General features: G+C 62.3%; 13 protein-coding genes. 11 read left to right on the top strand and 2 right to left on the bottom strand.

Annotation, left to right across the window (positions count from 1 at the left end; all coding sequences use genetic code 11):
* Positions 1–19 precede the first annotated feature (19 nt).
* Positions 20–1840 carry a YbaL family putative K(+) efflux transporter gene (ybaL, locus tag AC1ECN_RS03160; protein ID WP_477952174.1) on the bottom strand — a complete coding sequence of 607 codons (1821 nt, stop codon included), beginning with the start codon at positions 1838–1840 and terminating at the stop codon, positions 20–22.
* Positions 1841–1874: 34 nt separating this feature from the next.
* Here ybaL and AC1ECN_RS03155 point away from each other — a divergent pair, with 34 nt between their 5' ends.
* Positions 1875–2174, top strand: coding sequence for a helix-turn-helix transcriptional regulator (locus AC1ECN_RS03155; RefSeq protein ID WP_017990271.1), 300 nt, complete (start codon positions 1875–1877; stop codon positions 2172–2174).
* A gap of 51 nt (positions 2175–2225) precedes the next feature.
* Here the strand turns inward: AC1ECN_RS03155 and AC1ECN_RS03150 are convergent, their stop codons facing one another.
* Positions 2226–3668, bottom strand: a complete 1443-nt coding sequence (locus tag AC1ECN_RS03150) for an ArnT family glycosyltransferase (RefSeq protein ID WP_130671957.1) — start codon at positions 3666–3668, stop codon at positions 2226–2228.
* A 725-nt stretch (positions 3669–4393) separates the two neighbouring features.
* Here AC1ECN_RS03150 and AC1ECN_RS03145 point away from each other — a divergent pair.
* The 10 genes from AC1ECN_RS03145 (at position 4394) to cheT (ending at position 12805) form a co-directional block, all read left to right on the top strand.
* Complete coding sequence (locus tag AC1ECN_RS03145; RefSeq protein ID WP_075224311.1) at positions 4394–6028, top strand: globin-coupled sensor protein; 1635 nt, start codon at positions 4394–4396, stop codon at positions 6026–6028.
* 63 nt (positions 6029–6091) lie between these two features.
* Positions 6092–6388 carry an STAS domain-containing protein gene (locus AC1ECN_RS03140; protein ID WP_003545491.1) on the top strand — a complete coding sequence of 99 codons (297 nt, stop codon included), beginning with the start codon at positions 6092–6094 and terminating at the stop codon, positions 6386–6388.
* Positions 6385–6750 carry a chemotaxis response regulator CheY1 gene (gene cheY1, locus AC1ECN_RS03135; protein WP_003545492.1) on the top strand — a complete coding sequence of 122 codons (366 nt, stop codon included), beginning with the start codon at positions 6385–6387 and terminating at the stop codon, positions 6748–6750. The genes AC1ECN_RS03140 and cheY1 overlap by 4 nt, the downstream gene beginning before the upstream one ends.
* 17 nt (positions 6751–6767) lie before the next feature.
* The gene (locus AC1ECN_RS03130; RefSeq protein ID WP_477952172.1) at positions 6768–9044 is read left to right on the top strand and encodes a chemotaxis protein CheA; all 2277 of its coding nucleotides are present in this window, start codon (positions 6768–6770) and stop codon (positions 9042–9044) included.
* 4 nt (positions 9045–9048) lie between these two features.
* Entirely contained in the window at positions 9049–9516 is a 468-nt protein-coding gene (locus AC1ECN_RS03125; protein WP_018072552.1) for a chemotaxis protein CheW, read from the top strand.
* Positions 9513–10421 (top strand): protein-glutamate O-methyltransferase CheR, encoded by a 909-nt coding sequence (gene cheR / locus AC1ECN_RS03120; protein WP_017992932.1) that lies wholly within the window; start codon positions 9513–9515, stop codon positions 10419–10421. The genes AC1ECN_RS03125 and cheR overlap by 4 nt, the downstream gene beginning before the upstream one ends.
* Positions 10418–11458 (top strand): protein-glutamate O-methylesterase CheB, encoded by a 1041-nt coding sequence (gene cheB, locus AC1ECN_RS03115; RefSeq protein ID WP_477952170.1) that lies wholly within the window; start codon positions 10418–10420, stop codon positions 11456–11458. The genes cheR and cheB overlap by 4 nt, the downstream gene beginning before the upstream one ends.
* Entirely contained in the window at positions 11459–11848 is a 390-nt protein-coding gene (locus AC1ECN_RS03110; RefSeq protein ID WP_003556488.1) for a response regulator, read from the top strand.
* A complete protein-coding gene (gene cheD / locus AC1ECN_RS03105) occupies positions 11845–12399 on the top strand; it encodes a chemoreceptor glutamine deamidase CheD (RefSeq protein WP_003545509.1) in 555 nt (184 codons plus the stop codon). Before AC1ECN_RS03110 ends, cheD begins: the two co-directional genes overlap by 4 nt.
* Before the next feature lie 16 nt (positions 12400–12415).
* Positions 12416–12805 carry a chemotaxis protein CheT gene (cheT, locus tag AC1ECN_RS03100; protein ID WP_018072555.1) on the top strand — a complete coding sequence of 130 codons (390 nt, stop codon included), beginning with the start codon at positions 12416–12418 and terminating at the stop codon, positions 12803–12805.
* The last annotated feature ends 23 nt before the right edge of the window (positions 12806–12828 follow it).

Here is a 12828-nt window from a genome sequence, read left to right as displayed (position 1 = left end):
TCAAAAGCGCGCCAATCTCTCATTCTCTTTCCGGCGGAGGGTCATCCGTCGGCATAATTGTATCAGGCCCATGCCTGTCTTCATAGGGCACACTCTCATGATGCACTTGGGCGAGCCGGTCAACCATGCCCAGCGCGATTTCGCGTTCGCCCATGATGACAGTGTCGGCGCCATAGTGCGTCAACTCATCGACCTCGGCGTCGGAATGGGCGCGGGCGACGATGAGGATCGATGGATTGACGCTACGCGCCTGCTCGGCGATGCGGCAGGCCTCGAAGGCGTTGGGGATGGCGATGGCAATGCTGCGGGCGCCAGAAAGATTGGCAAGGTCGAGCGTTTCCCGCATCACCGCATTGCCCGCCAGGGTTTCGATACCCTGCGCCTTCGGCTCGCCGATGCGCTTGTCGGAATCCTCGATGACCAGGAAGGGCGTGGCCGACGACTTGAGATTCTGTCCGACGATGCTGCCAACCCGCCCGTAGCCGACGAGAATGGCGTGGCCACTGAGGGCGGTCGGGTGCACCTCGTCGTCTTCAGGCGGCATCTCCTCCTGCGCTGCTATCGCATCTGCATCGGGAGCAGGGTCCGCCACGACGTCTTCGCGCTTTGCACCATCCAGCAGCGGCCGCATGCGGTCGCAGAGGAAGAACAGCAGCGGATTGAGGATGATCGAGATGATGGCGCCGGCAAGGATCAGATCGCGGCCTTCCTCCGGCAGCAGCCCGAGTTCGACGCCGAGAGCGGCGAGGATGAAGGAGAATTCGCCGATCTGGCCGAGGCTGGCCGAAATCGTCAGCGCCGTGCCGAGCGGCTTCTTGAAGGCGAGCACGATTAGGAGCGCGGCGACGGACTTGCCGATGACGATGATGAAGATGGTGGCGAGGATCGGCAGCGGCCTGTCGATCAGGATGTTCGGATCGAACAGCATGCCGACCGAGACGAAGAAGAGCACGGCAAAGGCGTCGCGCAGCGGCAGGCTTTCCTGCGCGGCGCGATGGCTGAGCTCGCTTTCGGCAAGCACCATGCCGGCGAAGAAGGCGCCGAGCGCCAGCGACACGCCAAAGAGCTTCGCCGCGCCGAAGGCGACGCCGAGCGCGATCGCCAGCACGCCGAGCCGGAAGAGCTCGCGCGAACCGGTATGGGCGATGCGGTGCATCGTCCAGGGAATGAGCTTGCGGCCGAAAACCAGCATCAGTGCCACGAACAGCGCCACCTTCACCAGCGTCATGGCGATCATGCCGCCGATGCCGAGATCGAGGCCGAACAGGCGGTTCAACCCGGCCGAGAGCGGTTCGACAGGAGCGTGACCCTCACCGCCGATGCTGGCTGCGGCCGGGATCAGCACCAGCGCCAGCACCATGGCGAGATCCTCGACGATCAGCCAGCCGACGGCGATCCTGCCGCGCTCGGTCTCGACGAGACGCCGCTCCTGCAGCGCTTTCAAGAGCACCACGGTTGAGGCGACCGAGAGCGCCAGGCCGAAGACCAGGCTGCCGCCGGTCGGCCAGCCCATGAAGGCGCCGAGCCCCCAGCCGAGCAGTGTCGCAAAGGCGATCTGCACGATCGCGCCGGGCACGGCGATGCCACGCACCGACAGCAGGTCTTTCAGGGAGAAATGCAGCCCGACGCCGAACATCAGCAGGATGACACCGATTTCGGCCAACTCCGGCGCAAGGTTCTGATCCGCCACATAACCTGGCGTATGTGGCCCCACAAGCACACCGGCTATTAGATAACCGACGAGCGGCGGCATCCGCAGCCGATGGGCGAAGGCGCCGAAAATGAAAGCCAGCACGAGGCCGCCGACGATTGTCGAAATCAACGGCGTATCGTGTGGCATCGCTGTCTCCCGATCTGGAAATCCCGTTCGTAATATGACATATATGGTTTATATCGACCAATATGGGCAACTTGAAATCATGGGTCAAGGCGCAAGGGAAACAATTCTCACTCCTGCTCTCTGTCGCGCGGCGCGTGGCCTGCTCGACTGGACCCAGACCGATCTTGCCGAGAGGGCCGCCGTCTCGCGCAGCACCATCCGCGATTATGAAGGCCGGCACCACGACATCCATCGCGCGACGGAGGCGCAGCTGCGCCTCGCCTTCGAGGAAGGCGGCGTCAAATTCGTGGAGATCGAAGGGGCGGGCACCGGCCTCTGCCTGCCCACTGCATAATTCAAAGGGTTACAGTGCCCTCTGCGTCTCTCGAAAAGACGCGTGGCTCTGTCATCGGGCAGGCTGAACCGGCTCAGGCGCCAGGCAGGCGGCAGAGACCTTGTAGGCTGAAAGCGCCTTGCCCTTGTAGTTGCCTTCCGTCGGCTGCCAGTTCTTCAGTACCTCGGGCGTCTCGGTGGCGCAGGTGAAGGGTCCGTCCGTCAGGAAAACCACCTTGCCGGTGATGTCGGCCGGCAGAGCGAATTCCTGCTCGTAATAGCTCTTCGGAAGGCCTGCGGGCGCCCGCGCATAGATCCGGTAGGATGTATCGCGGAGCGTATAGAAAAGATCGGCGACCATGTCGCGATTGTCGGTGACGATGATGTCCGTGCCCGCCTGAGCTGCGAGAGCGGCCGCCTCGCGGCTGACTTCGGCACGGCCGAGATAGCGCTTCATCAGCGCGTCGCCGTTCGGCAGCAGCAACTGATGCGGAAAGATCGTCGCCAGCGGAAAGAGCAGGCTGGCGATGCCGTTGATGGTCAGCGACGACCTGAGCCCCTTCGGCCACTTCAGGGAAAGCAGCCAGACGGCAAGGATGGTGCCTGCGACATAGGCAGTGACCGCCCAGTTGGCATAGGCCTTGGCGACCGTTGCCTGCAGCGTGATCAGCACCACCACCGGCATCGACAGCCAGACCAGCATCTTTTCCCGATCGTCGCTCCTACCCTTGATCATGCGATAGACCGCCCAGAGCATTGCAAAGAAGATGATCGGCCCGACGACGCCGAACTGGGCGGAGAAAAATTCAAGCCCGCGGCGGACACTGATACCGAGTTCGCTCCAATGGGCAATATCCTGCGTATGCCGCACCGTTGTGTTGTCGTGCTGCAGGTTCCACCAGAGGTTCGGCAAGGCGACGACCGCCGCGACCGCGACCGCGATGATGAAATCCCGGATGGCGATGCGTGCCGCCGGAATGAGGAGGAGGGCAAGCGCGCCGCCCGGAACGACGAACAGCACGGCATATTTCGTCAGGAAGGCGAGGCCGACGCTAAGGCCCATGACGAGCGCCAGCCCGACCGAGCGTCGCTGCGTCAGGCCGAAATAGGCAAGCAGCGCGATCGCGATGAAGAATAGCAGGATCACGTCGGTCGAGAAGAACACCGAAGAAAGCGCGACGCCGGGGAGCGTGATGTAGGTGGCGCCCGTCCAGCCTTCGATCTCCGGCCCGACGAAACGTTTTGCCGTCTTCATCAGCACCAGTGCCGCCGCCATGTGGATCAGCGGTCCGAGCAGCCTGATCCAGTAGATGGCGTTGGAGCCGGAAAGCTCGGTCATCGCCCGGATCACCCAGGCAATCATTGGCGGCTTGGAATAATAGCCGAGATCGAGATTCTGCGACCAGAACCAGTACTGCGCCTCGTCGACGAAAAGGTCCGTCGCATCGAAATTGAGCGTGACGACGCGCCAGAGCGTGAAGCCAAGAACGATGAGGAGACCAGATCTGGGGGACATGAACCGATAGTTCCGCTGACATGAAAGGCGCGAGTGCGATACACCAAAGGTGCCGGACTGCCAACGGGGAAGGGTGGAGATCAGTCTAAAGCATGTCGCGCAAAACTGTGCAGCTGCGGTACCGACATGCGTAAATGTAAAATAAAGCGCGAAGAGCGTTTCTGAAAGATCGCGACGCGCTTTAGAACACCCGAAGTGCGCGGAGATCGCGGTTTGCAGCGAGAAAATCGAGACGGGCGACGGCGGCAAGCAGCGTCATTGCAATCAAGCAGGAACCCAATCCGAGAACAATCATTGCTCTGTCCTTGTCGACGTCATGTCTTGGTTATCGACCGGCATATAACACGGAGCTTGCGTGTGCCTTGTAGCAGCCGTGCAACTCCGCAGCAGTATTTGTTGTGAACGGCCTTGAATTGCTTCAAAAGCCTGCACCGCGAAAGGCTTATTAACCTTCAAGCAAGGAATTAACCATAAACATTGGTTTACACGTCGGAATGGGAAGATGCACTCGTTCCCACCAGGCATGACGCCGTCCCGCCGTACCGGGTTGATCCGGTATCCATCTCTTCAGACAGCTCCGAAACATAGCTGATCAGGGGGCTCGATCCGCCGGTTGTAACCGGTGGTGAGGACCGTCTCAACGCTTCGCGTTCAACGGATGCTGCGCAAGTTTTTGGCCGGGCGTTCGCCCGGAAAGTGGTTGGGGACAGGCGTTGAGGCAGGACATGCCATCAGATCAGGCTCGTGGCGCGCAGGCAGGTAGCTTGCGCGACCGTCTGCGCTTTGCCGGTCTCGATGCCGACCAGTGCGAGCTGGTGCGCCGCAACCGGCCGGCCCTCGAAGCACATCTGAAGGCAGGCCTCAGGGATCTCTTCCACAGGTTCCAGTCATTCCCCGACGCCTCGCGCAATTTCGAGAGCGAGCGCCAGGTCGAGCGCCTGCACGATCTGCAGTCCTCGCATTGGGACGTGCTGACGGATGCGCGGTTCGACAGCCTCTATGCCGAGCGCGTCAAGGTTCTCTCCGATACTGAAAGCAAGATGGGCCTCGACCCGCGCTGGCACGTGGCCGGCCATGGCGTCATGCTGGAACATGTCGTTTCCGGCCTTGCCGAGCAGATCGCCGGCCGTCCGCTGCTGCCGTCGGCCAAACGCCGGACCCGCGAAATCTCCGATCTGATGACAGCGATCATCCGCATCGTCATGGTCGATGTGGAAATTGCCGTCTCGCTCCGCTTCAATGCGCTGCGCGCCGGGGAGCAGCGCGCGCTCGCCGATCAGCGCGCCGACAACGAGGCCGAGATCGCCCGGATCTTCGGCGATGTCATCGAAGGCCTGTCCGCACGCGACCTGACGCGACGCGCGCCTGTCGACGGCGATGGCGCCTATGGCGGGATCGCCGTCGCGCTGAACGGTGCATTGGATGGCCTCCAGGCCGAGTTCACCGCCATTACCGAGCGCACGGTCAAGGCCGAAGCGGCGACGGGCTCGCTTGCCGGTCTGTCGCGGCAGTTTGCTGGCACGGCTTCTGGCCAGGCCGACCGGCTGCAGCTTTCCGCCGCGGCCCTTGCCGGCATCGCCGGTAGCGTCCGCGATGGCGCCGCCGACAGCCGCGCTGCCGAACAAGCGGCCGCCACGACGCGCGCTGCGGTCGAGGAAAGCGGCGAGGTCGTCGGCCGCGCGATCAGCGCCATGGCCGATATCGAGCAGTCGGCCGAAAAGATCGGCCAGATCATCGGTGCGATCGACGAGATCGCCTTCCAGACCAATCTCCTGGCGCTGAATGCCGGCATCGAAGCTGCTCGCGCCGGCGATTCCGGCCGCGGTTTTGCCGTCGTCGCCCAGGAAGTCCGCGCCCTTGCCCAGCGCTCGGCCGAGGCCGCCCGCGAGATCAAGACGCTGGTGACGACGACCAAGGCGCAGGTCGATGCCGGCGTGCAGATGGTCGGCCGCACACAGGATTCGATCGGCAGCATCGTACGTCAGGTCACCGACATCAACGCCGCCATCGCCGGCATCGCCACCCGAACCGGCGAACATGCCGCAAGCCTCGACAGCGTGACATCAGACGTCAAGGGCCTGGGTGGCGAGGTGGCKGACAGTGCCGGCCTTGCGGAGCGTTCGGCTGAAGGCGCCGACCACCTCCACACCGTCATTCTCGAGCTCGGCCAGACGATTCGCGAATTCCGCATCGCCCGGGAAAACGCGACTGCCGGGCGCCCTGCGCCGGTTCGCGTGACGCCGCCGCGCGCCATCGAGGTCGCCGCCCGTCCGGCACTCACCGAGGACGGATACGAAAATGACGATTTTGGCCTTCCGCAGCCCTTCGCAAGCGTCGGAGGTGGGCGGAATGTTTACTAACCTATCGGATGATCGCCTCAGCTCGTCTTCTCGGGCCGGGGATAAGGGGACAAGGAAAAGCTGATGGCAGCAAAGAAGAGTGGCAAGACGCTGGATTTGACAGCGGTGCTCGACCTCAACGAGGCTTCCGCCTTGCGCGATAAACTCCTCTCTCTCAGGGGTAGCGGTCTTTCGATAGACGCTTCCGGCGTTGAACGGATCGGTGCTCTTTGCGCCCAGGTTCTGATGTCCGCCGAGAAGACCTGGGAGCAGGACAAGCAGCCGTTCACCTTCTCCAAGGTGTCCGACGCATTTCAGAAAACCATGCAGCTGGTTGGCGTCAATATTGACCACCTGCTTGCCAAGGAGATTCGGCAATGAAGAAAAAAGTGCTGACCGTGGATGATTCCCGCACCATCCGAAACATGCTTCTCGTGACGCTGAACAATGCCGGCTTCGAGACGATCCAGGCGGAAGACGGCATCGAGGGCCTCGAGGTTCTCGAAGAGTCCAATCCTGACGTCATCGTGACCGACATCAACATGCCGCGCCTCGATGGTTTCGGCTTCATCGAAGGTGTTCGCCGCAACGAGAAATATCGGGCGATCCCGATCCTGGTTCTGACCACCGAAAGCGACGCGGAAAAGAAGAACCGTGCCCGCCAGGCCGGTGCCACGGGCTGGATCGTCAAGCCTTTTGACCCGGCCAAGCTGATCGATGCCATTGAGCGTGTAACCGCTTAAACCCAGGATTTGCTCCTATGGATATGAACGAAATCAAAGAGATCTTTTTCCAGGAGTGCGAGGAACAGCTCGCCGAGCTGGAATCCGGTCTTCTGAAAATGAATGATGGCGATCGCGATCCGGAAACCGTCAATGCGGTGTTCCGTGCCGTGCATTCGATCAAGGGTGGCGCCGGCGCCTTCGGCCTTGACGATCTGGTGGCCTTCGCCCATGTCTTCGAGACCACTCTCGATTGCGTTCGATCCAACAAGCTTGAGCCGAACCAGGATGTCCTGAAGGTGATGCTGAAGTCGGCCGACGTGCTCGCCGACCTGACGAACGCTGCGCGCGACGGCGGCAGTGWCGATGAAAGCCGCAGCCGCGGCCTCGTCAAGGAGCTCGAGGCGCTGGCCAACGGTGAGATGCCGTCTCCCTCGGCCTCAGTCGAGGCGCCTGCGCCGAGGGCCGCCGCAAAGGCCGCTCCGGCGCCGACCCCCAAGCCGACGGACGACAGCGGCTTCCAGCCAGTCCCCTTTTCCTTCGACGATTTCGGCGGCGAGGGCGATGCGGGCGACATGCCGACCTATGAAGTCATCTTCAAGCCGCGCTACGAACTCTATTCCAAGGGCAATGACGCCACCCTGCTGCTGCGTGACCTCTCGCGCCTCGGTGAAATGACGATCTATTGCAACACGGATGACCTGCCGGGCCTCGAGGAACTCGATCCGGAAGGCGCTTATTTCTTCTGGAACGTCACGATCAAGACGGACAAGGGCGAGGACGCCATTCGCACCGTCTTCGAATTCGCCGAGTGGGATTGCGAACTGACGGTGAAGCCGGTCGAAGAAGCAAGGGCCGACGCGACCAGCAACGACGAACTGCCGATGGTGCCGGTTCCCTTCGATCTGTCGATCCTGGACGAAACGGGCGCAACGGAAGAGGTTTCCGCCTCAGACGCGCGCGCCGAAGAGACGGCCGCCGCCGTTGCCGCCGCGGAGACCGCCTCCAACGTCACGCAGATGGTCGCCGCCCGCGTCGAGAAGAAGGAATCGGCCGCCGCCGCAGCGGCCGCAGCAAGTGCTGCCGCCCAGAACAATGCCGCTGGCGCCGGCCAGACGATCCGCGTCGATCTCGACCGTGTCGACCGCCTGATCAACCTCGTCGGCGAATTGGTCATCAACCAGGCGATGCTGTCGCAGAGCGTCATCGAGAATGACACGACCGGCACCTCCTCGATCAATATGGGCCTCGAGGAGCTGCAGCAGCTCACCCGCGAGATTCAGGACTCGGTCATGGCGATCCGCGCGCAGCCGGTAAAGCCGGTCTTCCAGCGCATGTCGCGTATCGTCCGCGAAATCGCCGACATGACCGGCAAGTCGATCCGCCTGATCACCGAAGGTGAAAACACTGAAGTCGACAAGACGGTCATCGACAAGCTGGCCGAGCCGCTGACCCACATGATCCGCAACGCCGTCGACCACGGCATCGAAACGCCCGAAAAGCGTGCCGCAGCCGGGAAGAACACCGAAGGCACTGTCCGCCTCACCGCCAAGCATCGTTCGGGACGCATCCTGATCGAGCTTGCCGACGACGGCGCCGGCATCAACCGCGAGAAGGTCCGCCAGAAGGCGATCGACAACGACCTCATCCCGGCCGATTCCAATCTGTCGGACGAGGAAATCGACAACCTGATCTTCCTGCCGGGTTTCTCGACGGCCGACAAGATCTCCGACATCTCCGGCCGCGGCGTTGGCATGGACGTCGTCAAGCGCTCGATCCAGGCGCTCGGCGGCCGCATCAACATCACCTCGAAGCCTGGCCACGGCTCGGTCTTCACCATGAGCCTGCCGCTGACGCTCGCCGTCCTCGACGGCATGGTGGTCACCGTCGCCGGCCAGACGCTGGTCGTGCCGCTGACCGCGATCGTCGAAACCCTGCAGCCGGAAGCTGCCGCGATCCACTCCTTCGGTGCCAACCACCGGCTGATCTCGATCCGCAACAGCTTCTGCCCGCTGGTCGATGTCGGCCGCATCCTGAACTTCCGCGCCACCCAGGCCAATCCGGTCGAGGGCGTGGCGCTTCTGGTGGAATCCGAAGGCGGCGGCCAGCGCGCTCTGATGGTCGATGCCATCCAGGGTCAGCGCCAGGTGGTCATCAAGAGCCTGGAAGCGAACTATACCCATGTGCCGGGCATTGCCGCCGCCACCATTCTCGGTGACGGCCGCGTCGCTCTCATCCTCGATGTCGATGCGGTTGTCGGCGCTTCGCGCGGCCAGTCGCTGAAAGCGGAAATGTCGCTAGCAGCGGTGGGATAAGGGAATGTCGTACACTGTAAAAAATCTGAACGAGGGGGATCGCGAGCTGATCGCGTTCCGCATCGGGGATCAGGAATTTTGCGTGAACATCATGTCGGTTCGCGAAATCCGGGGCTGGACCCCGGCGACCGCGATGCCGCATTCGCCGACCTATATGCTGGGTGTCATCAACCTGCGCGGCGCGGTGCTGCCGATCATCGATCTTGCGGCCCGGCTCGGCATGAAGCCGGCCGATCCGACCGCCCGTCATGTCATCATCGTCGCCCAGGTCCGGCGTAAGGTCGTTGGCCTCCTGGTCGACGCCGTTTCCGATATCCTGACGGTGACCGACGAAACCATCCAGCCGACGCCCGAAATCTCCTCCGAGCTCGAGCGTCAATTTGCCCGCGGCGTTCTCGCGATCGAGAAGCGCATGATCTGCCTGATCGAACTCGAATCCCTCTTTCCAGAGACCGAAAGCGAAGCCGCATGAGTGTAATGGGCGCAAAAGATCAGAGACAGGGATCCGACGAGGTCCTGGCGAGCGGAGAATATCCGCTGACGCGCCGCGACCTCACGGAGATCGCCGCAATGATCTATTCGGATGCCGGCATCTTCCTCAACGAGACGAAGGCGTCGCTCGTCTATTCGCGTCTTTCGAAGCACATCCGCAATCTCGGTTTGTCCGGCTTTCGGGAATATTGCGACCTCGTCGCTTCACCGGCCGGCGCCGCGCCGCGCCGCGAGATGCTTTCGCACCTGACCACCAATTTTACCCGTTTCTTCCGCGAGAACCACCATTTCGACCACCTGCGCGACCATGTCCTGCCGGAACTTCTGCAGCGGGCGAGATCGGGCGGCAGAGTGCGCATCTGGTCGGCCGCCTCCTCCGATGGGCAGGAACCCTATTCGATCGCGCTGACGGTGCTGTCGCTGATGCCGAATGTCGCGGACTACGACTTCAAGATCCTGGCAACCGACATCGACCCGAAGATCCTCGCGATCGCCCGGGCTGGCGCCTATGACGAGAGCGCGCTCGAAACCGTATCGCCTGCCATGCGCAAACAATGGTTCAGCGAAGTCGAGATACAGGGCCGCAGGAAATTCCAGGTCGACGACCGCGTCAAGCGGCTGATCACCTACAACGAGCTGAACCTGATGGCGCAATGGCCGTTCAAGGGCAAGTTCGACGTCATCTTCTGCCGCAACGTCGTCATCTATTTCGATGAGCCGACGCAGATGAAGATCTGGCAGCGTTTCGCCGGCCTGTTGCCGGAAGGCGGTCACCTCTATATCGGCCATTCCGAGCGTGTTTCGGGTGAGGCAAAACACGTCTTCGACAATATCGGCATCACGACCTATCGCTATACGGCCAAAGGTCTCGGGAGGAAGGCATGAGCGCTCCGGCAAGGGTTCTTGTTGTTGACGACTCCCCGACGATGCGGGGCCTGATCACCGCTGTGCTGAGTTCCGACCCCGAGGTCAACGTCATCGGCCAGGCCGGCGACGCGTTGGAGGCGCGCGAGGCAATCAAGCGGCTGAATCCCGACGTCCTGACGCTCGACATCGAGATGCCGAACATGAATGGTCTCGATTTTCTCGAAAAGATCATGACGCTGCGTCCGATGCCGGTGATCATGGTATCCACAATGACCCATCGCGGCGCCGAGGCGACGCTTGCGGCGCTGGAGATCGGCGCGTTCGACTGCGTCGGCAAGCCGGGGCCGGGCGAACTCAGGCCCTTCGGCGACCTCGCCGAGAAGGTCAAGGCCGCCGCGCGCACGCAACGCCAGTATTCCCAGCCTGTTGCCKCCGTGCCACCGCCCTCGGTCGCCGATTTCCGCGTCGGCCGCAAGATCGTCGCGATCGGCTCGTCGACCGGCGGCGTCGAGGCGCTGATTGCCGTGCTGCAGAAATTCCCGGCGAATTGCCCGCCGACCGTCATCACCCAGCATATGCCGCCGACCKTCACCAAGAGCTTCGCCGAACGGCTGAACCGCCTCTGTGCGCCGGTGGTGCAGGAAGCGACCGATGGTGCCCGTCTCGAAATCGGCAAGATCTATCTGGCGCCCGGCGGCGAGCGTCATCTGCAGGTCAGTGGTGCCTCGGCGCCGTGCTGCCGTCTCATTGATCGGGCGCCGGTCAACGGTCACCGCCCCTCGGTGGACGTACTTTTCGATTCGGTCGCGGAACTGGCGGGCCGCAACGCTGTCGGCGTGATTTTGACCGGCATGGGCCGCGATGGCGCCGCTGGATTGTTGAAAATGCGCCACGCCGGCGCCAGAACGCTCGGCCAGAACGAAAAAACCTGTGTCGTTTACGGAATGCCAAGGGTTGCTCACGAACTTGGCGCCGTTGAGCAGCAGCTTCCGCTGTCTGCCATCGGTGAAGAAATATTGAAAATGACAGCCGCCCGAAAGGAAGGGACCGAATAAATGTCGATCGCGGAGAAAATCAAAGTTCTGATCGTCGATGATCAGGTAACGAGCCGGTTGCTGCTCAGCGATGCGCTGACCCAGCTCGGTTTCAAGCAGATCACGTCGGCCGGCGACGGCGAGCAGGGCATGAAGATCATGGCCGAGCAGCCGCACCACCTGGTGATCTCGGATTTCAACATGCCGAAGATGGATGGCATCGGCTTCCTTCAGGCCGTGCGCACCAACCCGAACACCAAGAAGGCGGCCTTCATCATCCTCACCGCCCAGGGCGACCGCGCACTGGTGCAGAAGGCGGCCCAGCTCGGCGCCAACAACGTGCTCGCCAAGCCGTTCACGATCGAGAAGATGAAAGCGGCCATCGAAGCCGTGTTTGGAGCCCTGAAATGATCACTGAGGGGGCAGCCCGCCGCGTGCATATCATTCAGGGCGAGTACAAGGTTCTGAACGATCCGAATGCGGTCCTCTCGACCATTCTCGGTTCGTGCGTGGCTGCGTGCCTCAGAGATCCTGTCGCCGGTGTCGGCGGCATGAACCACTTTTTGCTGCCCGGTTCGGCGACGTCGCCGACTTCAGGTGGCGATGCCACGCGGTACGGCGTGCATCTGATGGAACTGCTGATCAACGGTCTCCTGAAGCAGGGCGCCCGGCGCGACCGGCTGGAGGCAAAGATCTTCGGCGGCGCGAAGACGATCTCGACATTCTCCAATGTCGGTGAGCAGAACGCGGCCTTCGCCGTGCAGTTCCTGAGGGATGAAGGCATTCCGGTGGTCGGTTCCAGCACCGGCGGAGAGCATGGACGCAAGCTTGAATATTGGCCGGTCTCCGGTCGTGCCCGGCAATACCCCCTGACCGGCGCCGAAACGCAGAGAACCGTCGCTCTCGAGCAGCGCCCCGCCGCTCCGCAGAAGCCCGTCGAAACCAGTATCGAATTTTTTTGATGGCGAGGATTTTCATATGACATTTAACCCGGTGATGGAGCCGCCTGCGCCTGTCGAAGCGCTGAGCGACATCCTGATGCGCATCGTGTCCGAACTGCACGATGTCGCCTACCTCATCGAGCGCATCGAGCCGCAGCTTCTCGAAATCGGCGGCGCCGAAATCCTGAATTCGCCGGATGCCATGAAGGTCATGCAGGGCATTGATCTGGCCGTGCAGAAATCGCGCGGCCTTGCCGAATTTATCGATACCATCACCGGCGAAATCCCGCACGGCTGGGCAGTCGACGTCGCAACCGCGCTCAGCCTCGTCAAGTTGGCAGAGATGCAGAAGGCATTGGGCGGCGCCACACGCCACGGCCATTCCCAGCCATTGAGCAAGGCAGCCGGCGACTTCGATTTCTTCTAGGGTCTTTTCGGCCCGCACGCGCT

Source organism: Rhizobium sp. 01N447_2 (genome assembly GCF_056399245.1).
This window is presented reverse-complemented; position numbering and strand designations above follow the sequence as displayed.